We start from the raw sequence: 26,103 nt of genomic DNA, 5'->3' as shown, positions 1-26,103 counted from the left end.
GAAGGGGCTAATGGCACTGTCGCGGCGGAGAATATTGCAAGGGGCCGGCGCCCTGTCCCTCTTGGCCAGCCGCCTCGGCGCCCCGGCCTCGGCTCAACCGGCGCCCGCCGGTGACACCCCGCCGATTCTGTTCGTGCACGGCAATGGCGATCACGCCGCGCTCTGGATGACGACGCTGTGGCGGATGGAATGCAACGGGGTGCCGCGCGAGCGCATGGCCGCGATCAATTTCACCGATCCGCTGGCACGCACCGACGACAAGATCGAGCAGGCGAGCCGCTCCTCGACCGAGGACCAGCGCCGCGAGCTCGCCGAGGCGATCAGGGAGCTGAAGCAGAAGACCGGTGCGCCACGGATCGCACTGGTCGGCAGTTCGCGCGGCGGCAATGCGATCCGCAATTACATCAAGAATGGTGGCGGCGGCGACATCAGCCACGCGGTGCTGTGCGGCACGCCCAATCACGGTGTGTATGCGTGGGACGACGGGCTCGGCAACGAGTTCAACGGGCGTGGTCCGTTCCTGCGCGGACTGAACGATGGCGACAGCGAAGTGACTGTCGGCACCCTGTTCCTGACGCTGCGCAGCGACGGCCTCGATAAATATGCGCAGGCCGACGGCCGCTTCGCCGGCAAGCCGGGCACGCCGACCAACGTCACGACGGACGGCCCGGCGCTGAAAGGCGCGACCAATCTGGTGCTTGGCGCGGTCGATCATCGCGAGACCGCCTTTCATCCGCGGGCCTTTCGCGAGATCTACAAATTCATCGCAAGGCACGAGCCGTGGCGGATCGAGATCGTGCCGGAGACCGCGGTGAGGCTGAGCGGCCTCGTCACAGGCATGCCCGGCGGCGTGCCGACCAACCGGCCGGTGCCGGGGGCCACGGTAGATATCTATCATGTCGCGGCGGAGACCGGCGAGCGCATCGGCGGCCCGCTGCACAGCTCGCAGACCGGCGCCGACGGTCGCTGGGGTCCGGCGCAGGTCGACCCGTCGTGGCCGCTCGAATTCGTGCTGACATCACCTGGTACGGCGACGACGCACATCTATCGCTCGCCGTTTCCGCGCTCGTCCGAGATCGTGCATCTGCGCGCGGCGCGGCCGCTGGGACCGGCCGATGCCGGCGCAGGCGCGGTCGTGCTGATGTCGCGGCCGCGCGGCTATTTCGGCCTGCCGCGCGATATCGTGCTGTTCGACCGCAAGGAGCCGGCCGATGTAAAGCCGGGCGTGCCGACCGATTCGGTGACGACGATGCGGCTGGCCGCGGACGATGTCGGCCGTCCGGTCGCCGCGATCTTCAACGGGGAGCGCATCGTGATGCGGGCCTGGCCGGCATCGGAAAATCGGATTGCGGTCGCCGAGCTGACTTATTAGGTCTGGTGGAGGGTCCGCGCGCCTTCTTGGCGCCGGGATCGCATGGCCGGATCGGCCGTCGCGTGAGGCAGGAAGCGAGGACCATGAGCATAGCCGAGGTCTACGATATCACGGTCACGCGGCGGCCCCTGGTCCCGCCGGCCCCGCCGCGCGCGCCGGACGACATGGGCGCGTTCCAGCGCATGCGCGTGATGCGCAACTCGCCGATCGAGACCTGGGGCCAGCGCGCCTATGAGGACGACATTGTCCAGGGCCGTTTTCTCGGCCACTCGAGCTTTATCCTCAACACGCCGGATGCGATCCGCCATGTGCTGGTCGACAATTACGAGAACTACACCCGCACGCCGGCCGGCCTTCGCGTGCTGCGTCCGATGCTCGGCGAGGGGCTATTGATCGCCGAAGGGCGGGCGTGGAAACATCAGCGCCGCACGCTGGCGCCCGCGTTCACGCCGCGCGCGGTGACGACGCTGGTGCCTTACATGATTGCGGCGGTCGACGAGACCATCGCCAAGCTGAAGTCGGCCAGCGGCGGCCCGGTCGATCTGCGCGAGGCGATGCAGCGGATGACGCTGGAGATCGCCGGCCGCACCATGTTCTCGTTCGGCATGGATCGCCACGGCGCCGCGCTGCGGGATTTCGTGATGGAGTATGGCAACACGCTGGCGCGGCCGCACATGCTCGATCTGGTGCTGCCGTTGAACTGGCCGACGCCGCAGGATTTCCGCCGCGCCCGTTTCCGCAAGCGCTGGACCGCGTTCGTCGGCATGCTGATGGCCGAGCGACGTGCGGCCGGCAAGGATGACAACGCGCCGGCCCGCGACCTGTTCGACCTGATGGGCGCCGCGCGTGATCCTGAAACCGGCGAGGCCTTCACCGATGCCCAACTCGGCGACCAGGTCGCCACCATGATCCTGGCCGGCCACGAGACGACTGCGACCGCGCTGTTCTGGGCGCTCTATCTGCTGGCGCTCGATCCCCTGACCCAGGAACAGCTGGCGGCAGAAGTCGGGAGCGCGGCGACGTCTGGCGCGCTCGACATCGAGCGGCTGAAATTCACCCGCGCGGTGATCGACGAAACCATGCGGCTTTATCCGCCGGCGTTCCTGATCGCGCGTGCGGCAGGCGGTCCCGATACCATCGCGGGCCGTCCGGTCAGGAAGGGTGACGTAATCCTGATCGCACCGTGGCTGTTGCACCGGCATGAGAAGCTGTGGCGCGATCCGAACGCGTTCGTGCCGTCGCGTTTCATGACGGGAACGCCGCCCGATCGGTTCGCCTATCTGCCGTTCGGGGTCGGCGCGCGGGTCTGCATCGGGGCGCATTTTGCGTTGGTCGAGGCGACGCTCGCGCTTGCGAAGATTGTCGGCGCATTCCGCGTAGCGCTGGCGGACAAAGATCCGGTGCTGCCGATCGGCGTGGTGACGACACAGCCGAACCGTTCGCCGGTGTTTACGATCAAGCCGCGCTGATCTTGCGCGGCGGTGTCCCAATGCTCATCTAGGGGCTCACCATGAGCGATACGCAGGCCCATTTCGCAGTCCTCAGGCAGACGACCGATCCGGCCGTGGTCGATGCGATGCAGCAGTTGATCGCGGACGGTCATGATCGGGATCTCAACCGTATCAATCTGCTGGATTTCTCGAGCCGCACCGGGCTCGACCAGGAGAAGGTGATCTCCGGTTTCCTGCATGCGTCGCGGCTCGGCCTGTTCGACATGAGCTGGAATGTGCTGTGCCCGGGCTGCGGCGGCGTGCTCGATGCGCATTCGACGCTGAAGTCGTTGCGCCATGACGACTATAATTGTGCGCTGTGCGCGGCCGGATACGAAGCGTCCGTCGACGATCTGGTCGAGGTCGCCTTCACCGTCAGCCCGCGCGTGCGCCGCATCGGCGCGCATGATCCGAATACGCTGCCGATCTGGGAATATGTCCGCCAGATGTTCTGGAGCTCGGGCATCGAGCTCAACGAAGACTCGCTGGAGCGCCTGCTCAAGGAGGTGACGCTGGAATCGCTGGAGTTGCCGGCCGGCGAAAAGGCGCTGCTGTCGCTGCAATTGCCGAAGCAGTTCCTGATCGTGTTCGAGCCGGTGACGCACTCGGCGCATTTCTTCGACGTGCAGGGCGAGCCGACCACCGAGCGCCAGCAATTCTCGATCGTGTTCAACAAGCTGCAGGCGCCGACCGGCACCACAGTGCTGCGGCCGGGGCCGCTCCGGCTGTCGCTGGACAACCAGACCGACACCCGCGTGCTGCCCGCTGTTTGGGTAGCGGCCGATGCGCTGCATGAGCTGCTCGGCAAGCGCAAGCCGATCCTCACCGCGAAGCGGATGCTGTCGAACCAGACCTTCCGTGATGTGTTCAAGGCCGACAACCTCACGGTCGACCAGCGGCTGAAGATCACCGCGCTCACCTTCCTGTTCACCGACCTCAAAGGCTCGACTGCGCTCTATGAACGGGTCGGCGATCTCGCCGCGTTCGATCTGGTGCGCGCGCATTTCCACGCGCTGCTCGAGATCATCGCTTCCGAGCACGGCGCCGTGGTGAAGACGATCGGCGATGCCGTGATGGCGACCTTCATCCGGCCAGAGCATGCATTGTCGGCGGGCCTGCGCATGCGGGCGGCGATGAAGCAGCTCAACACCGCGCGCGGCAAGGAAGATCTGATCGTCAAGATCGGCATCCATGAGGGGCCGTGCCTCGCGGTGACGCTCAACGAGCGGCAGGATTATTTCGGCCAGACCGTGAATATCGCAGCCAGGGTGCAGAGCCTGTCGACGTCGCAGGAAATCCATTTGACCCAGCCGGTGATGGAATCGGCTGAGGTCGCGGGCATCCTCGATCGCGCCGCGATCAAGCCGATCCAGAAGGAAGCGGCACTGCGTGGCATTGCCGACAAGCTCGTGGTGTACGAGATACCGTAGTTGAGCACATCGTCATTCCGGGATGGTCCGTCAGGACCAGACCTCAGATGCGCAATTGCGCATCGGGGAATCTCGAGATTCCGGGTTCGATGCTTCGCATCGCCCCGGAATGACTCAATCCATGTTGCCGAAACGTAATGTCGCAGCGGGAACCTGCGCGGATTGCACCGGTTCTGTTTCCACGCCATATAGATTTCAACGGAGCGGGATCCGGAAAAACTTGATAGCCGGATAGATCGCGCTCAAATCAGGCAGACTTCATTCCACAGAGAGAACGATGCTCGACGGACTTCGCCAATTCATTGCCGATATCGTTTCCCCCGACGCCCAGGCCGACCGCACCTTCGATGACGGCGACTATCGCCTGGCGGCGACGGCGCTGCTGGTGCATGTCGTCTCGCTGGATGGCGAGCCGACGCCTGCCGAGACGCGCAAGCTGCACGGCCTGATCGAGAGCCGTTTCCAACTCGATCGCGGCGCGGCCGACAAGCTGATCGCCTCTGCCATGCGCGTCGAGGGCGAGGCCGTCGATCTCTATCACTTTACCAGTGTGATCATGCGCTCGGTGAACGAGGAGGGACGCCTGCGCATCGTCGAGATGATGTGGGAGCTGGTCTATGCCGACGGTCAGGTCAGCGAGTTCGAGGACAATGTGGTCTGGCGCGCCGCCGATCTGCTCGGCATTTCCTCGCGCGACCGCATCGATCTCAAGCATCGGGTTGCCGAGAAGCAGGCGGCGCTGCCAAAGGGCCCCTGGGGCACGGCGGACGCCGCAATCTGACGCGATTGCCCGCGCCGGCGGACGCATCGTCACCGGTATCAGGGATGACGAAATTTTAATGTCCGCCGCGATTGTGGGCGATCCGACTGAAAATCTGGCGTTTCACCACAAAACCAGTACCTCGCCGCTGTCCACAAGCTTACACACGGCTTGCGTCCCACCGCATGCCTATGCTCTCGTCGGCTTGTTGGGGACCTCACTAGAATTTGCAGTAAGAGTTTGAAACGTGACCGAGCGTGTGACGCTGATAACCGGGGCATCGGCGGGCATAGGCACCGAACTGGCGCGCGTGTTTGCATCGAATGGTCACCGTGTGGCGCTGGTGGCGCGGCGCGCCGACCGCCTGAAGGCGCTCGCCGACGAACTCGGGGCCAAGGGCGGCGCAGCGCCGATTGTGATCCCCTGTGATCTCCAGCACGCCGATGCGGGCGACCGGATCGCGCAGGCCCTGACCGACGCCGGGGTCGAGGTCGAATTTCTCGTCAATAATGCCGGCTTCGGCCTGTTCGGCCGCGCCATCGAGCGCGACCGCGCCGAGCAGCTCAACATCATCAATGTCAATATCCGCGCGCTGACCGATCTGACGCTGCGCTTTGCCGACCAGCTGATCCGCAACCGCGGCGGCATCCTCAATCTCGGCTCGATCGCCGGATTTCTGCCAGGCCCCGGCATGGCCGTGTACTACGCCAGCAAGGCCTATGTGTTGTCGTTTACCGAGGCGTTGCGCTGTGAGCTGGCGCCGCAGGGCGTGCGTGTCACCGTGTGTTGCCCGGGCCCGGTACCATCGGAGTTTCAGGATCGCGCCGGATTTGCCCCTGGATTCGATTCCGCCATCCTCAACGTTTCACCGGAAGAGGTGGCCCGTCAGGCCTATCGCGGGTTGATGGCCAACAAGCGCGCGGTGCTGCCCGGCACCTTCATCAAGCTGGTGCCGTTCCTGCTCCGGCTGTTTCCGCGCGACTTCATCCTGACGGCGGTCGGCGGATTCCAGCTCCGCAAGCGCTAGCTGCCCTGGAAAGCCCACTCGTTGCCGCTAAGGCTGTTTCTGGCCCGCGATTTGCTTCGCCTGGCTGTGCGCAAACTCACACGATGTTAACGACCACTTAGCTATGATCGCGCCTTACGTGCCGAAACTTTAAGCAGAGGCAATGTCGTTCCGGACTGACCAGAGCCGTGTCGTGGTGCCCTTCGCCAGCCGAAGGCCGGCCGCGGTCACGCCCAGAGATCAGGTCTTGGATCAGATCTCGGCTCAGGTCTCGTTGCGGCCGGTGCTGATCGTGCTGCATCAGGAGACATCGACTCCCGGCCGGATCGGCAACGCCCTGCGCGCGCTGGGCTACCGCCTCGACATCCGCCGCCCGCGCTTCGGCGACGCGCTGCCCGAAACGCTCGATGCGCATGCCGGCGCGGTGATCTTCGGCGGTCCGATGAGCGCCAATGACGGCGACGACTACGTGCGGCGCGAGATCGACTGGATCGCCGTTCCGCTGCGCGAGCAGCGTCCGTTCCTGGGCATCTGCCTCGGCGCGCAGATGCTGGCGCGGCAGCTCGGCGCCGAGGTCGCGCCGCATCCGCAAGGCCGTGTCGAGGTCGGCTATTATCCGGTCAGGCCGACCGAGGCGGGCCGCGCGCTCTGCCCGGGCTGGCCGGCGCGGGTCTATCACTGGCACGGCGAGGGATTTCAATTGCCGGCCGGCGCCGACCTGCTCGCGGCGGGCGACGATTTCCCGGTGCAGGCGTTCCAGTTCGGCAACGCCTTCGGCCTGCAATTCCATCCCGACGTGACCTACGCGATGATGCATCGCTGGACCACGCGCGGTTGTGCACGGATGGATTCGCCGGGCGCACAACCGGGTCATCTGCACTTCGCCGAGCGTGCTGTGCACGATGCCGCCGAGCGCGCGTGGCTGAAGCATTTCATCGACGGCTGGATCGCGCGCGTGCCGCGACGGCAGCTGCTGCAGGCCGCGGAATAGCCGCCACGCGGAATTTCGCGCCGGCTTTTCATTCTGGTGAATGTGCTACTGTCGGTCGCCGCGCGCAGGCCGCATCGCCGCGCGTATCAATAACGACAAGGCACAGGGAGATCGCCGTGAGCTACGAGCACATCCTCTATGAGGTCAGCGACAGGATCGCGACCATCACGCTCAATCGCCCCGATCGCATGAATGCGTGGACCGCGATCATGGAGCGCGACGTGCGCCACGCGATGGAGGCGGCGGCCGACGACGACAACGTTCGCGTCATCGTGCTGACCGGCGCGGGCCGCGGCTTCTGCGCCGGCGCCGACATGGACGCGCTGAAGGGAATCGATCCCAACGAGGTCAGGCGCGGCGAGAACATCCCGTTCGACATGAACCGCCGCGCCGACTGGCAGACGCGCTACGCCTACTACCCCGCGATCAGGAAGCCCGTGATCGCGATGCTCAACGGCGCCACCGCCGGCATCGGCCTGGTCCACGCGCTCTATTGCGATTTGCGCTTCGCCGCTGACACCGCGGTGTTCACCACCGCCTTCGCGCGGCGCGGCCTGATCGCCGAACACGGCATCAGCTGGATGCTGCCGCGCATCGTCGGCCACGCCAACGCGCTCGATCTGTTGATGTCGGCGCGGCGGGTGTCGGCGGAGGAGGCGCTGCGCATCGGCCTCGTCAACCGGCTTTCCTCGCCGGAGAAGCTGCGCGAGGAGACCTATGCCTACGCCCGCGACCTCGCCGATTTCGTCTCGCCGAGCGCGATCGCTGTGATCAAGCGCCAGATCTACGACGTGCCGTTCCAGACGCTCGCCGAAGCCACCATCGATGCCAACCGCGAGATGCAGATCGCGCTGAAGGGCAATGATTTCAGGGAAGGCGTCGCGAGCTTTGTGGAGAAGCGGCCGCCAAGGTTTACGGGGACGTGAGGGGGCTAACGGACAAAGTCCGTCTTCGCCCTTTGGGCTTCGCCGGACACCACGCTTCGCCCTCCAGGCTCCTGCGCGGCTGCGCCACGCGTAGCCCGAAGGGCGAAGCGTGGTGGAGCCAGGCGGGATCGAACCGCCGACCTCGTCATTGCGAACGACGCGCTCTCCCAGCTGAGCTATGGCCCCATCGCGGCCGGGTGTTGCTGAGTATCCCGGCCGTCAGTCGGGCGCCATTTACAGTCCCGCCCAAGGTCAAGTCAAGAACGGTGAAGGCGCGGTTTTCGGCCCGTCCCGCAGGGAACTTCCCTTGTTTGCGGGGGGATGAACCGATATCTAGGGCGTGATCCCGACCCGGCGGACCGCGCGAGCGCCCAGCGCATAGCGGTTTTCCGAAACGATCCCGCTCAAACAAGAAGCGCGATGGCGGCTCAGTCCGGTCTCGTTGCGCCTCAATCGGTTGTCTTACCCGCGAGCCCCCCTCATATGCGCGCTGTTCTCGACATCGTCATCATCATCCTCGACCTCTATGTCTGGCTGCTGATCGCCTCCGCCATCCTGTCCTGGCTGGTCGCCTTCAATGTGGTCAACACGCGCAACCAGTTCGTTTCCGCGGTGGCCGAGTTCCTCTACCGGATCACCGAGCCGGTGCTGCGGCCGATCCGCAACGTGATGCCGAATCTGGGCGGGCTCGATATTTCACCGATCATCGTGATCCTGATCATCATGTTCATCCAGCGGGTGATCGCCTATTACATCTATCCCAACGTGATCTGACCCTTTCTCGACGGGGCCTTGATGGATCCGTGGCGCTATTCCACCGAGGGCATCAGCATCGCGCTGCGCGTGACGCCGCGCGGCGGCCGCGACGACATCGACGGGATCGAAACGCTGGCCAACGGCCGTTCGGTGGTGAAGGTGCGGGTGCGCGCCATCGCCGAGGGCGGCGAGGCCAACCGTGCGGTGACTGAGCTGCTGGCCAAGGCGCTCGGCGTGCCGAAGGCCAGGGTTAAGCTGCTGTCCGGGGCCACCTCGCGGCTCAAGCAGGTCGCGGTGGACGGCGATCCGAAAGGGCTCGGCGATACATTGAGGAAGCTGACGGCGGCCAAGCCGAACCAGCAGACAAGGGACTGACATGACTGCCCGCATCATCGACGGAAAAGCCATCGCCGCCGAGCTTCGCGCCCGCGTCGCCGACGAGGTCGCCCGCGTCAAGCGCGACCACCAGCTCACGCCGGGGCTCGCCGTCGTGCTGGTCGGCCATGATCCCGCGAGCGAGGTCTATGTCCGCAGCAAGCACACCCAGACCCAGGCCGCCGGCATGGCCTCGTTCGAGCACAAGCTGCCGGATGATGTGTCGCAGGCCGATCTGCTGGCGCTGATCGCGCGGCTCAACCGCGATCCCATGGTGCATGGCATCCTGGTGCAGCTGCCGCTGCCGAAGTCGCTGCACACCGAGACCATCATCAACGCGATCGATCCGGCCAAGGACGTCGATGGCCTGCACCCCAACAATGCCGGCCGGCTCGCCGGGGGCTTGGCGGCGCTGTCGCCCTGCACGCCGCTCGGCTGCATCATCCTGACCAAGAGCGTGCACGCCTCGCTGGAGGGCATGAACGCGATCGTGATCGGCCGCTCCAATCTGGTCGGTCGTCCGCTGGTGCAATTGCTGCTGAACGAGAACGCGACGGTGACGATCGCGCATTCGCGCTCGCGCGATCTGCCAAAGCTCTGCGCCCAGGCCGATCTGGTCTATGCCGCGGTCGGCCGGCCCGAGATGGTGCGGGGCGACTGGCTGAAGCCGGGCGCGACGGTGATCGATGTCGGCATCAACCGCATTCCGGTGCCCGGCGGCAAGCCGAAACTGGTCGGCGATGTCGCGTTCCAGGAAGCCCTCAATGTCGCCGGCGCAATCACGCCGGTGCCCGGCGGCGTCGGGCAGATGACGGTGGCGTGCCTCCTGGTCAACACGCTGCGCGCCGCCTGTGCGATTGCCGGCTTGGCGGCGCCGGCGGTGTGAAATGCTCCCTCGCCCCGCTCTTGCGGGGAGAGGGTTGGGGTGAGGGGCCCCTCTCCGAGATGGGACTGTCGAAAGACCTGTACCCCCTCACCCGGATCGCATTCCGCTCCGCTACATGCGATCCGACCTCTCCCCGCAAGCGGGGCGAGGATAGTCACTTCTTCTTCGCGCGCTCGATGCCTTCGAGGATCAGCCTGCGGGCTTCGTCGGCGTCGCCCCAGCGTAGCACCTTCACCCACTTGCCCTTCTCGAGGTCCTTGTAGTGCTCGAAGAAGTGCTGGATTTGCTGCAGCGTGATGTCGGGCAGGTCGCTGTAGTTCTGCACCTTGTCGTAGCGCTGGGTCAGCTTCGATGACGGCACCGCGATGATCTTCTCGTCGCCGCCGGCCTCGTCCTCCATCAGGAGCACGCCGACCACGCGGACGCTCATCACCGCGCCCGGCACGATCGCGCGGGTGTTGACGATCAGCACGTCGCAGGGATCGCCGTCGCCGGACAGCGTGTGCGGGATGAAGCCGTAATTGCCGGGATAGCGCATCGGCGTGTAGAGGAAGCGGTCCACCACGAGCGTGCCGGCTTCCTTGTCCATTTCGTACTTGATTGGCTCGCCGCCGACGGCAACCTCGATGATGACGTTGACGTCGTGGGGCGGATTTTTTCCGATCGATATGGCGTCGATACGCATGGATTGCTCCGCGTGGCCTTTGGAAGTTGAGAACGATGTGATTTTTTGGTTGGCGCCGCCGGGCCGCGAAACGGCTCCCGGCCCGGCCTTGGGGCCGGGCTGGCCGACGCGCGCAGCGCTGGAGGCTGGTTTAGCCTTGCTGCAGCTGCGAGAGAAGCAGGATTTTCAGTTGGCCCAGGCGAAAGCGACCTTGTCGAGCGACTTGGGCCCGAACCGCTCCGAAGAGCGCGCCACCATCCGGCCGCCCAGCGCACGGTAAAACTCGGTCGCCGGCTCGTTGTCGGAGAGCGCCCAGATCACCATGCTCTTGAGGCCGCTCTGCATCAGGTCGCGGCGGGCGGAGGCGAACAGGCGCCGGCCGAAGCCAAGCCCCTGGAATTCCGGCCGCAAATAGAGCTCGTAGATCTCGCCTTCGAAATGCAGGCTGCGGGCGCGGTTGCGGCCGTAATTGGCGTAGCCTGCGATCCGGTCGCCGAACACCAGCACGCTGACGCGGCTGCCCTTGCGGATGGCGCTGTCCCACCACTGCGGGCCGCGGCGATTGATCAGCTTTTCGAGTTCGGCGCCGGGGATGATTCCCTGATACGCCGAGCGCCAGGCTTCGTCATGGGTAGACGCCACCGCCGCCGCGTCTGCAGCTTTGGCCGGCCGGACCTCGATTAGCGTTGTGCTCATGCCTGTAATCAAAGCAAGTCGGCGGGCCGCCTTCAAGGTCCATCGTTAATTATCGGTTAATCTGTGGATTTTTTGCATCAGTGTCGTGAGAACTTGTTCCGAAAGAGGACACTTGCCGGAGTTCAAGCGGCCAACCGCCGATCCGGAGCTGTGCAAAGCGTGGATCGCGAGCGCAGTATGACACTGCCATAGTTGGAAAAAGCTCATTCGGGGGCTGATTCGCGGCCAGGATTCTGCGAGCGAATCCAGACGCGATGTGGGTACTCCGACCGCGCCACGCCTGCCCCGCCGCAGTGGATTTTCGCGCCCGACCGGCCTATGGCAGCGGCGGTATTTGTGCGCGCCGAAGTTGGCCTGATCACGAGCGGACTGCGATGACGCTCTACTTCCTGATCAAATATCTGCACGTGCTCGGGGCCATCGTGATCCTGGGCACCGGGACCGGCATCGCCTTCTTCATGCTGGCGGCGCATCGCACGCAGGATGTGGCGTTCATCGCGCGCACGGCGGCGACCGTCGTGATCGCGGACATGATCTTCACGCTGAGTGCCGTGCTGCTTCAGCCGGTGAGCGGCGGACTGCTGATGCTGTTGTCGGCAACGAGCATCACCGAGCGCTGGCTGGCGATTTCGCTTGCGCTCTATGTGCTGGCCGGCGTGTTCTGGGTTCCCGTCGTCTTCATGCAGATGGAGATGCGCAATCTTGCGCAGGCGGCCGTCGAAAAAGGTCTTCCGCTGCCGCCGCGTTATTTTGCGCTGTTTCGCCGCTGGATCCTGTTCGGTATTCCCGGCTTCGGCTCGGTGATGATCATCCTCTGGCTGATGATCGCGAAACCATTTTAGCGCAGTGTCGTCATTCCGGGGCGATGCGAAGCATCGAACCGCAGATGCGCAATTGCGCATCGAGGAATCTCGAGATTCCGGGTTCGCTTCGCACCCCGGAATGACGCCAAATAGTCTGGGGCCTCATGAGTGACGACGCATCACACAACATCCTCGTGCTCGGCGCCTCGGGCCTGATCGGGCGCACCATCACCGACGATCTGAGGGCGCGCGGCTTTCACGTGATCGGGGTCGCGCGGCATTTCACGCCGGCGCAGAAAATCAGCGCGACCGACATCGAGCTGCCTGTCATGTCGATGGATGCCGCGGCGCTGACGCAGCTGCTTCGCACGCACGAGGTCAACATCGTCGTGAACTGCCTCGGCGTGCTGCAGGATGGTCCGGGCAGCGACACAAGCGCGGTGCATTGCGACCTCGTCGCGCGGCTGTTGCAGGCGATCCGTGACAGCCACCGCGTCATCCGTCTCGTCCACATCTCGATTCCCGGCACGGCCGAGGCGGACCGCACCGCCTTCAGCACCACCAAGCGCGAGGCCGAGCGGCTGATCGCGGCGTCCGGGATTCCCCATGCGATCCTGCGTCCGGGCTTCGTCATCGCGCCGTCGGCTTATGGCGGCAGCGCCATGCTGCGCGCGCTGGCGGCGCTGCCGGTCGATCTGCCGGCCGAGGAGGCGGCGACGCCGTTCCAGCCGGTCGCAGTCGAGGATATCGCCGCCACCATCGCCTGGCTTGCGGCGCGCGATGTCGCCGATGAAGCGGTGCGATCGGTGACATGGGACCTGATGCAGGAGCAGCCGATTTCGCTCGGCGGCGTCATCGCCCAGTTCCGCCGGTCGTTCGGCACGGCAAAGCATGTCCGCATCGCGACGCCGCCGGTCCTGATCGATCTCGGCGCCCGCCTCGGCGATCTCGCGAGCCGGCTCGGCTGGATGCCGCCGCTGCGCTCCACCGCGATCGCCGAACTGCGCCGCGGCGTCACCGGCGATCCCGCAGGCTGGATGCAAGCGACCGGCATCGTGCCGACGACAATCGCGCAAGCGGTCGGCGGCCGCCCCGCGACCATTCAGGATAAATGGTTCGCGCGGCTGTTCCTGATCAAGGCGCTGATCTTCGCAAGCCTCGTGCTGTTCTGGGTCGCATCCGGCTTCATCGCGCTGGTGATCTCCTATGACGCCGCGGCGGGCATTTTGCGTGCGCACCATTTCCCGGCGGCGCTGGTCGGGCCGGTGACGGTGTTGACCAGCCTGATGGACATGAGCATCGGGGTGCTGATCGCGATCCGTCGCACCGCGGCGTTCGGTCTGATCGCAGGCATCGTCGCCTCGCTCGGCTACATGGCGGGATCGGCGATCCTGACGCCGGATCTCTGGATCGAGCCGCTCGGCGCGCTGGTGAAGACGGGACCTGCGATCGTGCTGATGCTGGTCGCGCTGTTGATCCTGGATAACCGGTAGCGTTTTCGAGCGAAGTGGGAACCGGTTCGCGTGAAGAAAACGCGTTGAGGGAATCGAGATGAGCAGTTGGCCCGACGACGACGTGATCCTCTATGACGGCGTCTGCATCTTCTGCTCGCGCTGGGTCCGCTTCGTCATCGCCCGCGACACGGCACGCCGCTTTCGCTTCACGCCGATCCAGTCCGGCTACGGCACGCGGCTGGCGAAGAGCTTCGGCATCGATCCTGACGACCCCGACACCAACGCCGTCGTCCATGGCGGCGTCGCCTACATGAAGTCCGACGCGGCGCTGACGGTGCTGAGCCATCTGCCCGGCTGGCGCTGGACCCGCACACTGTTCGCGGTCCCCAAGCCGCTGCGCGATGCCGTCTACAGCCTGATCGCCCGCAACCGCTATCGCATCTTCGGGAAGTACGAGACGTGCTTCGTGCCCGACGCGGATATGCGGGCGAGGGTGCTGGAGTGAAGTCTGGTCGTTCGGACCATCCCGGAATGACCAATCTGACGGCTACCCCTTATGCGGAAATCCATCCGCCACTTCCCTCGCCGCCCGCTCGCCCGAGTCCCGCGCGCCGTGCGCCGTCGAGAAAAACTCCGGCGACGTCGCTTCGCCGGCGAAGAACAGCCGCCCGTCGACCGGCGCGGCCAGCACGGCGCGCTTGTCGGCGTGGCCGGGCAGTGCGTGCGAGTAGGAGCCGCGGGCGAACGGGTCATGGGCCCAGCGGGATTCGCTGAGCGGCTTCAGCTTGCGGCGGAAATCGCTGCCGAGAAAGGAGACGATCTCGTCGATACTGTGCGCGGCGATGGCGCCGTCGCCGGCATCTTCAAGCTGTCGCGCAAAACGGCCGCCGAAGAAACCTTCGATGCAGGGCTGGCCGAACGGGCGGATGTGATAGGTGCCCATCTCGGTGCGCATGGTGGCGCCGCGCAGATTGCCTTCCTTCGGCAGCGCCTCGGGCTCGGCGAGCGCCAGCGTCACCTTGTCGGCAAGGCCGAGCGGCAGGCCGCGCGCGGCGTCGAGCTTGTCCGGCAGCGCAGGTAAAAAGCGGATCGTCTGATCGGCGATCAGGTTGGTCGGCACGGTGACGATCACCTTGTCCGCCTCAAGCGCGCCGCGCGAGGTCTCGATGCGGATCCGCTTGCCGGAGTGATCGATCAGGCTGACCTCGCAGTTCAGCGCCACCGGCACCTGCGCGCCATAGGCCGCGACCAGCGCGCCATAGCCGCGCCGCACCCGCCAATTGACGTCGGTGTCCTCATAGGCGTCGACGTCGAGGATCGAGACCTGGTCGAGCTCGCAACCGTTCACATAGGTGGAGATCGCATCGATCATCGGGTTCCAGCGGTTGCCAGGCTCGAGGTACAGGCTGGCCGGGCAGTCCTTGCCGTGCCGCGCCGCCTGCTCGATGCGGTCGTAGAATTGGTCGAGTGCGTGCGTGAAGTCGTCGCGAGCGGCCTGCGGGAACGCCTCGCCGTAGGCGCGCTCGCGCCACGGCGGCAAGTCCTTGTTGAGCTCGAAGTTGAGTTGCCGGGCGATGCCGACAAAGCTGTTCCGGTCGGCCGAGTGCAGCCAGCCGCAGCCGACGTCGAACACCACGTCAGGCGCGGCCTGAATCGTATGCGCGCGGCCGCCGAGGCGGTCGCGGGCTTCCAGCACGATCGTGGAGAGGCCGGAGTCCTTCAGCGCATTCGCGGCACCGAGGCCGGCGGCGCCGGCGCCGATGATGGCAACATCGACCGTGGAGGGAGGGGAAGTCATGTCCCGGCTCTAGCACGTCCGCCGCCGGGCCTGAAGCCGCCACATGCATGACTGTCATCACCCGCGCAGGCGAAGGCGGGTGATCCAGTATTCCAGAGACAGTAGCGATTGAACTGATGGGCCGCGGCGTACTGGATGCCCCGGTCGAACCGGGGCATGACAGCTTACGCCACCGCTTCCTTGGCCTTTTCGGCGCGCTTGCGGTCGTTCGGGTCGAGGTGCTTCTTGCGCAGTCGGATCGACTTCGGCGTCACCTCGACGAGCTCGTCGTCCTCGATATAGGCGAGCGCCTTTTCCAGCGTCATCCGGATCGGCGGCGTCAGGCGCACCGCCTCGTCCTTCGAGGTGGTGCGGATGTTGGTGAGCTGCTTGCCCTTCAGCACGTTGATCTCGAGGTCGTTGTCGCGGGTGTGCTCGCCGACGATCATGCCCTTGTAGACCTTCCAGCCCGGCTCGATCATCATCGGGCCGCGGTCTTCCAGCTTGAACATCGCATAGGCCACCGCTTCGCCCTGGTCGTTGGAGATCAGGACGCCGTTGCGGCGGCCCTGGATCTCGCCCTTGTAGGCGGCATAGCCGTGGAAGATGCGGTTCATGATCGCGGTGCCGCGGGTGTCGGTCAGCAATTCGCCCTGGTAGCCGATCAGGCCGCGGGTCGGCGCGTAGAACACCAGCCGCAGGCGGTTGCCGCCGGAGGGGCGCATCTCGATCATCTCGGCCTTGCGCTCGCTCATCTTCTGCACGACGACGCCGGAATGCTCCTCGTCGACGTCGATCACGACTTCCTCGATCGGCTCCTGCCAGGCGCCGGTCGCCTCGTCCTTCTGCAGCACGACGCGCGGGCGCGACACCGAGAGCTCAAAGCCCTCGCGGCGCATGGTCTCGATCAGGATCGCGAGCTGCAATTCGCCGCGTCCGGAGACTTCCATGGAATCCTTGTCGGCGGCCTCGACGACGCGCAGCGCGACATTGCCCTCGGCCTCGCGCATCAGGCGGTCGCGGATCATGCGCGAGGTCACCTTGTCGCCCTCGGTGCCGGCGAGCGGCGAGTTGTTGACGATGAACGACATCGACACCGTCGGCGGATCGATCGGCTGCGCCGGCAGCGGCGTCTCGACGGTGGGATCGCAGAAGGTGTCGGCAACGGTGCCCTTGGTGAGGCCCGCGATCGCGACGATGTCGCCGGCCTCGGCCTCCTCGAGCGGGGTGCGCTCAAGGCCGCGGAAGGCGAGGATCTTGGTCAGGCGGCCGCTCTCGATCAGCTTGCCGTCGGCGGACAGCACCTTGACCTGCTGGTTCGGCTTGATCGAGCCCGAGGAGATGCGGCCGGTGATGATGCGGCCGAGATAGGGGTTGGCCTCGAGGATGGTGCCGATCATGCGGAACGGACCTTCCTCGACCTTCGGCGGCTCGACGTGGCGCACGATCAGGTCGAACAGCGGCTGCATGCCGAGGTCCTTCGGACCCTCCGGGCTCTCCGCCATCCAGCCCTGCTTGGCCGATCCGTACAGGATCGGGAAGTCGAGCTGCTCCTCGCTGGCGTCGAGCGCCGCGAACAGGTCGAACACCTCGTTGATGACCTCGGTCGGGCGTGCGTCGGGACGGTCGACCTTGTTGATCACGACGATCGGCTTCAGCCCGATCTTGAGCGCCTTCGACACCACGAACTTGGTCTGCGGCAGCGGGCCCTCGGCGGCGTCGACCAGCACCAGCGCGCCGTCCACCATGTTGAGGATGCGCTCGACCTCACCGCCGAAGTCGGCATGGCCGGGGGTGTCGACGATGTTGACGCGGATGTCCTTCCACTGCACCGAGGCGGCCTTGGCCAGGATGGTGATGCCGCGCTCGCGCTCCAGGTCGTTGGAGTCCATGGCGCGCTCGGTGACCTTCTGGTTCTCGCGGAAGGTGCCGGATTGCTGCAGCAGGCGGTCGACGAGGGTGGTCTTGCCGTGGTCGACGTGGGCGATGATGGCGACGTTGCGAAGGTTCATGGCTCTTCTTCTGGTCGTGCAATGGTCAGATGCGCGATCTCGCCGGACCAGTTTGGCCGGCCGCTCGCTCGCGTGGCCCATTCGGGCCCGGATCACGCTCATACCCAAGAAATTTGACGGGGACGCATCACCCCAAAAAGGAAGCCCGGTCAGAGGACCGGGCACCTTGCGCGTTGCGGCGCAATATAGTCAGAAAACGCCAAAAAACAATGATTTATTGGCTGTTTGGAGGGCTGATTTTGGTTCCAAAGGCGGGTTTTGAGGGGCTTTCAGGTCCTACTTCCGGGTAATCGCGAACACGATCAGGCCAAGCCCACCCAGCGCCACCATCATCACGAACATGGTGATGGGGTCGCCGCCGGCCCCGGCGCCCATCTTGGCGTTGAGAATGGCGCACAGGACGCCAGGGATCAGCAGGATCACCCCTACCACCAGCATGAGGGCGGTCAGGCAGCCGTTGCGCTGTCTCTGTTCCGGGTTTTGCAGAAAACTGCTCACGATACCCCGGACTAGCGTCCCTTAATCGCGGCGCGGATCAGCATCACGCCGGCGAAGCAGACCGCGAGCCCGAGCAGGATCAGGAAGAGAATGGAGGGATCGGTTTTCGACTCGCTCAGGACGCCGAACCCGAACAGCAGGGCGCAGAGCCCCGGCAGCAGCAGGACCAGCCCGAACAGCACCATGAACGCGGTGGCGCAGCCGCTGCGTGGTGACGGTGGCGGCGGGACGTATTGGTAGGGTGGCTCCGGTGGTGCAGGCGGGATGGGCGGTGGATTGGTCTCGCTCATCGCGGCGCCTCCTCGCTTTGCCGGGCTTCACGATAGGTCTGGCCGGCCAGCGCGGCGCGGATGCCGTCGATCTTTCCGTCACGGTAGAACAGATTGTAGGTGTCGAACGGGATGATCGCGCCGCTTTCGGTGACGAAGTGGATGCAGCTTCGCTTGACGTTGCCGACACAGAAATTGAAGCGGTCGAGAAACTGCACGATGGTGACGCGGAACACGTTCTCGTAGGTCAGCCCCTCCGGCACCTCGAAGCTCGGCAGGCAGCACAGCAATTCGCAGACCCGCTCCGATGTGTTCAGCGGCCCCGACGACAGCGAGAACAGGTCGACAAACTTCTCCCGCAACACCGGATACTTCTCCGGGCTGATGGTGTTGGGCATCACGGCGATGAGCTGCTCCTGCGGGATCAGCGAGGTCAATGGCAGCACCTTGTCGCCGTTGCGCAGGCCGTAGCCGATCGAGATGCTCTCGGGATTGCAGGGCAACGGGATCATGTCGTCAGCGCCGAACACCCCGGTCTCGATCACGCGCCGGCGGATCTCCGACAGCATGATGCGGTCGGTGTCCTTGTTGAAATGCTCGTTGCGGCCGGCATCCTGCACCGGCTGCAGCGTGACGCCGCGGACGCACTTCCAGGTCAGCGCGTGGCGGACGATGTCGCCGGTCTCGCCGTCGTTGATGCCGCGCTTGATGGTCGCGACCAGCGTGGTCGAGACGCCCTCGCGCTCGAGACTCTCCAGTGCCTGTTGGCGGATCTTGCGTAAGTCCGCGCCGCGCAGATTGACCAGCGCCTCGCGCTGCAGCGAATCGAACTGCAGATAGACCTCAAGCCCGCGCTTGTTCTCGGCGAGCTTCGCCACGAAGTCGGGCTCGCGCGCGATCCTGAGGCCGTTGGTATTGATCATGACATGGCGGATCGGGCGGGCACGCACCGCATCCAGAATGGCGAAGAAATCCGGATGCAGCGTCGGCTCGCCGCCGGAGATCTGCACCAGGTCGGGCTCGCCCTCGCTCGCGACCAGCGCGTCCAGCATCTTCTCGATCTTCGCCAGCGGCGTGAAGCTGGTGCGCGCCGGCGAGGAATCCGCAAAGCACACCGGGCAGGTTAAATTGCAATGCTCGGTAATCTCGATCAGCGCCAGGCAGGAGTGCTGCTCGTGGTCGGGGCACAGCCCGCAATCATAGGGGCAGCCGAATTCGGTGTGGCGCTGGAACGCGAGCGGCCGGTCGCCGGGCTTGATGAAATCCTTGCACAGTCGCCAATAGGCCGCATCCGTCGAGACCAGCGTCGACTGCACGCCATGCTGCTTGCAGCGCTTCTCGTACCAGACCTCGTTGCCTGATATCTGGATCTTGGTCGGCACCAGGGTGAGGCAAGTTTCGCATAGCGACTGGGTCTGGCCCCAGAAGATGTAAGGGCGGGCCTTACGCAGCGGCGCGTTCATGCTTCAAGCTCACATTCGGCGCCGTCGCCAGCATGACGGCGGCGTAAATCATGACAAACAGCGACAGCAGGTGAAACAGCGAGAATGGTCCGATCAGCGCGCCATAGGGCTTGATGAATTCCCACAGGAAGCGCTGCAGCCCGTAGTAGAACAGCACGAGGTAGAATCCGTTGGTGATGACGGCGGCATTTCGGTTCAATACGGCCCAGACATAGAATGCCGCGAACCCCGCCATCGCCAGGCTTTCATAGAGCTGCACCGGATGGCGCAGCACGCCGTCGCCGAAATCATGGCCCCAGGGCAGCATGGTCGGCGTGCCATAGGTGAAGTCCTCGAGCCCCGCGAAATAGCAGCCGAGACGGCCGACCGCGACGCCGATCGCAAGCGGCAGCGCGAACCGCGCGCCGGTGCGCAACGAAATCCCGTGTCGCCATTTGTAGAGCTCGATCGCGACGATGCCGCCGGCCAGCGCGCCCTCGACCGAGCGGGCGATGCCGGACATGCCGGAGAACCACAGGTTCAGCGTGCCGAGGATGTAGGCGCCGATGCCGGCGCCGAATACCAGCGCGGCGATGTAGGTGAGCTCGAAGGATTGCCGCGGGAATTGCAGCCCCCGCACCCGGGACAGCCACCACATCGCGATGGCCGCCGCGCCCCATGCTGCGACGTCGAAAACGGCGTGAAGTTCAGCCCCACTCATGAGGCGAGTGTAGCGCGGTTTTCGCGGTCCGCGATAGCGGCTTCCCGATTGCAATGGCGGAACGAGGTTATAACCCGTCCGCCTGGGAGCGGCGGGCTGATGGACCACACCGGCGACGCCAGCCCGCAAAACGACAAAGGCTGTAACCGCGCCAGAACGGATATAGCCGATGTTACGGCGTCCATCCGAAGCGCTATATCCGAACTGACGGCTGGGCTTTCGACCTTACCAAGATGACATTCTGTCCGGAGTGCAAAACCCGTCCCGATTGCGCGGAGCGATTGCGATGAGGAAGGCTACGATGGATTTTTCGCGGATGTCGGACGGGATCCGGCTGCATCACGCCTTTCATCGCGACGATGGGCACGATGGTGACGACGAGTCGGGTCCGGCACCGAGCAGCCCGTTTGCAGGGCTCTATGCGCATCCCGCGACGTCGAATTCCCCGCCCTATGACTCTGGCCCAGGCCAATCCGACCATCCCACCGCGTCGGGGGTCGACACGTACGGCCACGTCGGCAACCACACTGCGGCGAGCCTGGATGCTTCGGCAACGAAGCCTGCTGCCGGCGCATCCCATTCCGCGACGGGCATCGTTTCGATCGAGAGCGGGGCGAACACCGCCGGGAACGGCGGAGACGGTTACTTTTACGGAGGTATCATTCACGCGTCCCTGTTGATCTATGAACCGATCAACATTTCGGTGAGTTTGGGATACGGCTCGGCCGCCGTGGCCAACCAGTCCAACGATTTGAATGTCGATCAATCCGCCTTTCAGATCGCCGGCGTCGGCGGACATGGTGGGAATGACAACCTTGCATCGGGGGGCAGCATCAGTGCTTCCCTGGGCCCCGGCGTGATCGGGAGCGGCGACAACGGCGCCGGAAATGGCGGCAGCGGCCATTTCTCGGGTGCGTTGGTGGACGCTCCCGTGGTGATCTATCATCCGATCAATATTGCGGTGGCGAGCTCAGGCGGCACGGCCCATGCAAGTCAATCGAACACAGTCGACATCGATCAATCGGCTACGCAGGTCGCGGGCGTCGGCGGCAGTGGCGGAAATGGCAATGTGGCCGTCGGCGGCAGCATCATCACGCTCGACCCCAGCTGGGGATCAAGCAACGGAGGGAGTGTCTGGGACGTTCAAACGGGCGGGAGTCAGGCCGGCAATGGCGGCGACGGCGCGTTCCACGGGAGTCTCGTGCATTCCTCGATCTTGGTGTACGACCCGATCAACATCGCAGTCGCGGGCTATGGCTCCAACGTTCATTCAGTCCAGACGAATGACGCTAACGTGGATCAATCCGTAGTTCAGATCGCCGCTATGGGCGGGCACGGCGGCAATGGCAACGCCGCGACGGGCGGCCATGCAAGCCTTCTTTCCCACGGCTTGTGGGGCGGCTCCGACACGATTGCGACCGGCTCGAACGGCGCAGGCAACGGCGGCAACGGCTATTTTGCCGGCAGCCTGATCGATGTCAGCGTCGCGATCTATGCACCCATCAATATCGCAATCGCGGGGCCCCATTCGACGGCCGTGGCCGATCAGGTCAACAATGTGCACATCGACCAGAGTGCGGTCCAGATTGCCGGACTTGGTGGGGACGGCGGCTACGGCAATCTCGCGCTGGGTGGCGATCTTTCCGCCCATCTTCTGTCCGATCTTCACCTGTTGGCATAGCGAAACATCGCACCGCTCGCGCAGGCCGGTCGCAAGGTAGCGGACTCCCTGCGCATGCAAATCTCGCGCAGGGGCGCCTCCCGATGTTTCGAGCTCCGATGTTGCGCGACGAATGTCATACTTTCGTACGTAGGTCGACCAAGCCGGATGGTGTCCGATTTGACATCTATCGGCAGCGCGCATCGCCGGATCAGACTCGCCCGTGCGCGTCCGCCTGATCGGGATGGATGATGCACGACAGCCAACACAAGGACGGAGGCTCAAATGTTGCCCAAGGCGATCAGCATCTCGGATTCGATCGAATTCAAATCGATCAACACCGGTGGTCAAAGTGTCGGAAATGGCGGCGACGGTACCTTCAAGGGAGCTATCATCAGCAAGCCGACCCTCAACTTCGATCCAACCAACAAGGCAGAAGGCGCCGATGTGCATGTGAACACCGGCGACCACGTCACTCAGACCGCAGATTGGGACGCCGGCGGCGCAAACGCGACGGCCTCGGTGTTTGCGAAGGCCCATGGCGGAAGCGCCGAGTCGAACGGAAGCCAGAAATCCTACAGCGGCCACGATACCTCCAAGGTATATGCCAATACGGATGCCACTCAGATCAACAAGCTCGCGGTGGACCAGCACCAGGAGGTCCTGGCCGGCATCGGCGGCAATGGCGGAGACGGCAACGCCGCGCTGGGTGGAGAAGTGAGCTTCCACCTCGATACATTCTGACCATCGGCTCGTCCGACCACGGCGGGACCGGCGGCCATTGCTGCCGGTCCCGCAGTTCAAGCCGATGCCCGCCGATGCCCTGCCGATGCGCTTCTTGGCAGATCGCGTTGGCCGTCGGGCAAGTGCGCCGGACTCCGATTTCAGGCGGTGACGATCATGCTGATGCCGCCCATTCGGTTGCCTGTCCTGCCGCAGATCTCGACGCCACTGCACGCGGCCCTTTGGTCCTGTGCGGGACCGCTTGGTCTCGTATTCGCGTATAGCTGCAGCTACAACCTGCTTTTGTTTGCGCCCTCCATCTACCTTCTTCAGATCTATGACAGGGTGTTGTCGAGCCGGAGCGGCGACACGCTGCTCCTGCTCACGCTCATTGTCGCGATCACGGTCGTGGTCGGCGGCGTGTTCGATGCCTTGCGGCGCGCTGTCCTGGGTCGCCTTGGCGCCTGGCTCGACGATCGGCTCCGTCCTTGCGTGCTTTCGGCCAGCCTCGAATCCGCGTTTCGCAGCGATTGGACGCGGGCTTCGGACGCATATCGGGATCTCACCGCGCTGCGCCAGTTCATCGATTCCGGCGCATGTCCGATGCTGTTCGACGCACTCTGGGCGCCCCTGTTCCTCCTGGTCCTCTTTCTCATCCATCCCCTGCTTGGCGTGGTAGGCGCCTGCTGTGTGGCTTTCCTCTTCGCTCTCACGGTTGCCGGAGATCTGGTTACCGAGGACGTTCTGCTCAGATCCGGCGCCGCGCTGTCCAGAAGCTACGGCCGCCTCCAGGCCGCCGCAGGCAACATCCATATGATCCGCGCCATGGGAATGCTCGATAGCGCTGCGCGCGCGATCTATCATGACGCGCAGCAGGCACGCATAGAGCACGATGTGGCAGTCCGGCGAAGCGAGATCGTGATGCTGGTCACCAAGCCGGTCCGCGCGCTGTCGCAGGTGTTGATAATGGGGGCTGCCGCGTGGCTTGTCCTCGAGCACGGAAAGAGTCCGGCGATCATTTTTGCTTCGACACTGATGTTCAGCCGCGCGCTCGCGCCGGTCGAAAGTGCGATCGCAGGCTGGAAGTCACTCAGGACGGCCGTGCGTGCCTGTCAGCGGCTCGACGCGGTTCTCGCCGCGTCCCCCGCCGCCGGACAGCAGGATCCGGAGGTTTCGCAGCGGCAGGCGTCGAGCGGTCTCGTTGTCGACAACGTCGGCGTGAGGCTATCGGGGACCAATCACCTGCTGCTGAACGGTGTCTCGTTCACGCTCGCGAGCGGAGAATGTCTTGGCATTATCGGTGCGTCCGGGTCAGGCAAGTCCCTGCTTGGCCGGGTGATTGCCGGGCTGTCGACGCCAACTCATGGCTGTGTCCTGCTCGACAATACCGACGTCTCGCTGCTTCGCGAGGGCCTAAGCGGTCACCGTCTCGGTTATCTCCCCCAGGACATCGACCTGCTCGGCGATACGATAAGCGATATCATCGCACGGCTTGATGATGCCGATCGGCGGAAGGTCGTGGAAGCGGCCAAGCTGGTCGGAATTCATGAGGCGATCATGCGCCTGCCGAACGGGTACGACACGGTGATTCACCGTGAAAAATCCTTCTCGCGCGGATATCGGCAGCGCCTCGGTCTTGCCCGGGCCTTTTTCGGCGGTCCACGCCTGATCGTTCTCGACGAACCGAATGCCAGTCTCGATTACGGGGGCGAGCGAATGCTGCTGGACGCTATCGAGCGCATGAAGCTCGCCGGTGTCATCCTGGTCGTCGTCACTCATCGTATGGGTCTCCTCGCAGCCACAGACAAGATTGCCATTATGGAAGAGGGGGCGGTCGTCGCTTTCGGCGACAGCGAGGAAATCTTTGAGCGGCACCTGAACCGACCCCAGGTTACATCGCGGATTGCGCCATGATCCGCAATCCTCTCACCATCTGGAAGCTTCCCACGATATCGAGGCTACCCACGATCTGGGACCGGCTCGTGCGAGCGCCGGCAAGCCCCCCGCTCGCCGGACGGCTCGGAGTCGTGGTTACCGCGATCGACGATTTCGAGCCCCTCGAATATCCATGGTGTGCGACCCCGACACCCATCTCTCCGCGTAGACGGCTTCGCGGTATCACGCTGGCGGGCAACCTGCTGGTGCTCTGCTTCATGCTGGGGCTTGGCACATGGGCGTGCCTCGCGCCTCTCGAGAGCGCCGCGATCGCTTCCGGCGTCGTGGAATCAGAATCGAGCCGCAAGACGATTCAGCACCTGGAAGGCGGGATCGTCAGGAAGATCCTGGTTGCGGACGGCGATATCGTGCGAAGCGGACAGACGCTGATCGCGCTGGACGACACACGGCCCGGTTCGGAGGTGCAAAGCCTTCAAGGCCAGTTGTGGGATGCAATTGCTCGTGCCGCACGGCTTCAGGCCGAGCAGCAGAACTTCGAGAGCATCGCAATCCCGAGCGCGCTGGAGCAGGACAGCAAGCGAAATGGGGTGGCCGCCGCCGCGGTATCGGCGCAGCAGTTCATTTTTCTGGCGCGCCGGCAGGTTCATGAGTCGCAGCTTGCGGTCGTTCGCGAACGGAGGCTTCAAGTCGAGAGGGAGATCGAAGGTCTCAAGGCTCAGCAGAACGCTACCGGGCAGCGGGTCGACATCGTCCGGGAAGAACTGGATATGGTCACGACGCTCGTGAACAAGGGACTCGAACGGCGGCCGCGGCTTCTGAACCTGCAACGTGAACTGGCCGACGTTGAGGGGCGCCGCGGCGAGATCACCGCGCAGATTTCTCGCGCCGGGCAGGTCATCAGCGAGCAGCAGGCCACATTGTTCAAGCTCGAGAGCGACAGGCAGAGCGAGATCGCACAGTCGCTTCGTGAAGCACAGAACCAGATGTTCCAGCTCCGCGAACGGTTGCTTGCGGCCAGGGACCAGCTATCGCGAACGGAGGTGAAGGCGCCTGAGGACGGCGCGATAACCGACTTGCGGATCCATACGACGGGCGGCGTCATCGGGGCGGGTGCTCCGCTCATGGAGCTGGTGCCGCGGCAAGACCGCCTCATCGTGACCGCCCGCCTGAGGCCCGAGGACATTGATGTGGTTCATCCCGGCCTCAATGCCGAGGTGCATCTCGTGCCGTACAATCAGCGTCGCGTACCGCGCCTGAAGGGAATCGTCGTGCACGTATCGGCAGACCGGCTACTCGACAAGCGTACCGACCAGCCATACTACGCGACCAAGATCCGGATCGACGATGCGCAGATCGCCGCAAACGACTTCCAGATCGTCCCCGGTATGCCGGTTCAAGTGTTCATCACCACGGGGCGCGGTACCGTCGCACTTTACGCGCTCAGGCCCCTGCTCGACAGCTTCCGCGGTGCATTCAGAGAGGATTGATCCCGCTCA

At 64.7% G+C, this 26,103-nt stretch carries 25 protein-coding genes and 1 tRNA gene; 17 read left to right on the top strand and 9 right to left on the bottom strand.

Features of this window, described 5'->3' with window-relative positions:
- The first annotated feature begins 10 nt into the window (after positions 1-10).
- The 7 genes from ACVMDN_RS37080 to ACVMDN_RS37050 all read left to right on the top strand — a co-directional run bounded on the left by ACVMDN_RS37080 (position 11) and on the right by ACVMDN_RS37050 (position 7,975).
- Positions 11-1,372, top strand: coding sequence for a hydrolase (locus ACVMDN_RS37080; protein WP_456835845.1), 1,362 nt, complete (start codon positions 11-13; stop codon positions 1,370-1,372).
- A gap of 83 nt (positions 1,373-1,455) precedes the next feature.
- Positions 1,456-2,841 (top strand): cytochrome P450, encoded by a 1,386-nt coding sequence (locus ACVMDN_RS37075; protein ID WP_076835005.1) that lies wholly within the window; start codon positions 1,456-1,458, stop codon positions 2,839-2,841.
- Between the two features lie 41 nt (positions 2,842-2,882).
- Entirely contained in the window at positions 2,883-4,292 is a 1,410-nt protein-coding gene (locus tag ACVMDN_RS37070; RefSeq protein ID WP_076834983.1) for an adenylate/guanylate cyclase domain-containing protein, read from the top strand.
- A 277-nt stretch (positions 4,293-4,569) separates the two neighbouring features.
- Complete coding sequence (locus tag ACVMDN_RS37065) at positions 4,570-5,073, top strand: tellurite resistance TerB family protein (RefSeq protein WP_016847256.1); 504 nt, start codon at positions 4,570-4,572, stop codon at positions 5,071-5,073.
- A 226-nt stretch (positions 5,074-5,299) separates the two neighbouring features.
- Positions 5,300-6,079, top strand: a complete 780-nt coding sequence (locus ACVMDN_RS37060; RefSeq protein WP_076834982.1) for an SDR family NAD(P)-dependent oxidoreductase — start codon at positions 5,300-5,302, stop codon at positions 6,077-6,079.
- A gap of 142 nt (positions 6,080-6,221) precedes the next feature.
- Entirely contained in the window at positions 6,222-7,049 is an 828-nt protein-coding gene (locus tag ACVMDN_RS37055; protein ID WP_076834981.1) for a glutamine amidotransferase, read from the top strand.
- A 116-nt stretch (positions 7,050-7,165) separates the two neighbouring features.
- Complete coding sequence (locus ACVMDN_RS37050) at positions 7,166-7,975, top strand: enoyl-CoA hydratase (protein WP_076834980.1); 810 nt, start codon at positions 7,166-7,168, stop codon at positions 7,973-7,975.
- Positions 7,976-8,085: 110 nt separating this feature from the next.
- Here the strand turns inward: ACVMDN_RS37050 and ACVMDN_RS37045 are convergent.
- Positions 8,086-8,161 (bottom strand) — tRNA-Ala (locus ACVMDN_RS37045).
- Between the two features lie 297 nt (positions 8,162-8,458).
- Between ACVMDN_RS37045 and ACVMDN_RS37040 the strand changes: the two genes are divergently transcribed.
- From ACVMDN_RS37040 to folD, 3 genes are read left to right on the top strand one after another with little or no spacing between them, the layout of a single operon-like run.
- Positions 8,459-8,749 (top strand): YggT family protein, encoded by a 291-nt coding sequence (locus tag ACVMDN_RS37040; RefSeq protein WP_016847252.1) that lies wholly within the window; start codon positions 8,459-8,461, stop codon positions 8,747-8,749.
- Positions 8,750-8,770: 21 nt separating this feature from the next.
- A complete protein-coding gene (locus ACVMDN_RS37035; RefSeq protein ID WP_016847251.1) occupies positions 8,771-9,106 on the top strand; it encodes a DUF167 domain-containing protein in 336 nt (111 codons plus the stop codon).
- 1 nt (position 9,107) lies between these two features.
- The gene (folD, locus tag ACVMDN_RS37030) at positions 9,108-9,992 is read left to right on the top strand and encodes a bifunctional methylenetetrahydrofolate dehydrogenase/methenyltetrahydrofolate cyclohydrolase FolD (protein WP_076834979.1); all 885 of its coding nucleotides are present in this window, start codon (positions 9,108-9,110) and stop codon (positions 9,990-9,992) included.
- A 154-nt stretch (positions 9,993-10,146) separates the two neighbouring features.
- On the opposite strand, the gene ppa is transcribed toward folD, so the two are convergent.
- The gene (gene ppa, locus ACVMDN_RS37025) at positions 10,147-10,677 is read right to left on the bottom strand and encodes an inorganic diphosphatase (RefSeq protein WP_028337382.1); all 531 of its coding nucleotides are present in this window, start codon (positions 10,675-10,677) and stop codon (positions 10,147-10,149) included.
- A gap of 165 nt (positions 10,678-10,842) precedes the next feature.
- Positions 10,843-11,352 (bottom strand): GNAT family N-acetyltransferase, encoded by a 510-nt coding sequence (locus ACVMDN_RS37020; protein ID WP_016847248.1) that lies wholly within the window; start codon positions 11,350-11,352, stop codon positions 10,843-10,845.
- Positions 11,353-11,726: 374 nt separating this feature from the next.
- Between ACVMDN_RS37020 and ACVMDN_RS37015 the strand changes: the two genes are divergently transcribed.
- The 3 genes from ACVMDN_RS37015 to ACVMDN_RS37005 all read left to right on the top strand — a co-directional run bounded on the left by ACVMDN_RS37015 (position 11,727) and on the right by ACVMDN_RS37005 (position 14,114).
- Positions 11,727-12,194, top strand: a complete 468-nt coding sequence (locus tag ACVMDN_RS37015) for a DUF2269 family protein (protein WP_076834978.1) — start codon at positions 11,727-11,729, stop codon at positions 12,192-12,194.
- Positions 12,195-12,319: 125 nt separating this feature from the next.
- Positions 12,320-13,648, top strand: coding sequence for an SDR family oxidoreductase (locus tag ACVMDN_RS37010; protein WP_076834977.1), 1,329 nt, complete (start codon positions 12,320-12,322; stop codon positions 13,646-13,648).
- Between the two features lie 58 nt (positions 13,649-13,706).
- The gene (locus ACVMDN_RS37005) at positions 13,707-14,114 is read left to right on the top strand and encodes a thiol-disulfide oxidoreductase DCC family protein (RefSeq protein WP_076834976.1); all 408 of its coding nucleotides are present in this window, start codon (positions 13,707-13,709) and stop codon (positions 14,112-14,114) included.
- Positions 14,115-14,156: 42 nt separating this feature from the next.
- On the opposite strand, the gene ACVMDN_RS37000 is transcribed toward ACVMDN_RS37005, so the two are convergent.
- From ACVMDN_RS37000 to ACVMDN_RS36975, 6 genes are all read right to left on the bottom strand, one after another.
- Positions 14,157-15,407, bottom strand: a complete 1,251-nt coding sequence (locus ACVMDN_RS37000) for a flavin monoamine oxidase family protein (RefSeq protein ID WP_076834975.1) — start codon at positions 15,405-15,407, stop codon at positions 14,157-14,159.
- Positions 15,408-15,571: 164 nt separating this feature from the next.
- The gene (typA, locus tag ACVMDN_RS36995) at positions 15,572-17,398 is read right to left on the bottom strand and encodes a translational GTPase TypA (RefSeq protein ID WP_016847242.1); all 1,827 of its coding nucleotides are present in this window, start codon (positions 17,396-17,398) and stop codon (positions 15,572-15,574) included.
- A gap of 276 nt (positions 17,399-17,674) precedes the next feature.
- A complete protein-coding gene (locus tag ACVMDN_RS36990; protein ID WP_076834974.1) occupies positions 17,675-17,896 on the bottom strand; it encodes a hypothetical protein in 222 nt (73 codons plus the stop codon).
- An 11-nt stretch (positions 17,897-17,907) separates the two neighbouring features.
- Positions 17,908-18,186, bottom strand: a complete 279-nt coding sequence (locus ACVMDN_RS36985; RefSeq protein ID WP_076834973.1) for a hypothetical protein — start codon at positions 18,184-18,186, stop codon at positions 17,908-17,910.
- Positions 18,183-19,628, bottom strand: a complete 1,446-nt coding sequence (locus ACVMDN_RS36980; RefSeq protein ID WP_076834972.1) for a radical SAM protein — start codon at positions 19,626-19,628, stop codon at positions 18,183-18,185. The genes ACVMDN_RS36985 and ACVMDN_RS36980 overlap by 4 nt, the downstream gene beginning before the upstream one ends.
- Positions 19,609-20,328, bottom strand: a complete 720-nt coding sequence (locus ACVMDN_RS36975) for a prolipoprotein diacylglyceryl transferase (RefSeq protein ID WP_076834971.1) — start codon at positions 20,326-20,328, stop codon at positions 19,609-19,611. The genes ACVMDN_RS36980 and ACVMDN_RS36975 overlap by 20 nt, the downstream gene beginning before the upstream one ends.
- A gap of 301 nt (positions 20,329-20,629) precedes the next feature.
- Between ACVMDN_RS36975 and ACVMDN_RS36970 the strand changes: the two genes are divergently transcribed.
- The 4 genes from ACVMDN_RS36970 (at position 20,630) to ACVMDN_RS36955 (ending at position 26,094) form a co-directional block, all read left to right on the top strand.
- Complete coding sequence (locus ACVMDN_RS36970) at positions 20,630-22,009, top strand: hypothetical protein (RefSeq protein WP_244559036.1); 1,380 nt, start codon at positions 20,630-20,632, stop codon at positions 22,007-22,009.
- A gap of 264 nt (positions 22,010-22,273) precedes the next feature.
- Positions 22,274-22,732 (top strand): hypothetical protein, encoded by a 459-nt coding sequence (locus tag ACVMDN_RS36965; protein ID WP_028343759.1) that lies wholly within the window; start codon positions 22,274-22,276, stop codon positions 22,730-22,732.
- Between the two features lie 156 nt (positions 22,733-22,888).
- Positions 22,889-24,625: a type I secretion system permease/ATPase gene (locus ACVMDN_RS36960; RefSeq protein WP_083715240.1), complete on the top strand. Its 1,737-nt coding sequence runs from the start codon at positions 22,889-22,891 to the stop codon at positions 24,623-24,625.
- The gene (locus tag ACVMDN_RS36955; protein WP_076834968.1) at positions 24,622-26,094 is read left to right on the top strand and encodes an HlyD family type I secretion periplasmic adaptor subunit; all 1,473 of its coding nucleotides are present in this window, start codon (positions 24,622-24,624) and stop codon (positions 26,092-26,094) included. Before ACVMDN_RS36960 ends, ACVMDN_RS36955 begins: the two co-directional genes overlap by 4 nt.
- The last annotated feature ends 9 nt before the right edge of the window (positions 26,095-26,103 follow it).

Source organism: Bradyrhizobium sp. USDA 4510 (genome assembly GCF_054059095.1).
This window is presented reverse-complemented; position numbering and strand designations above follow the sequence as displayed.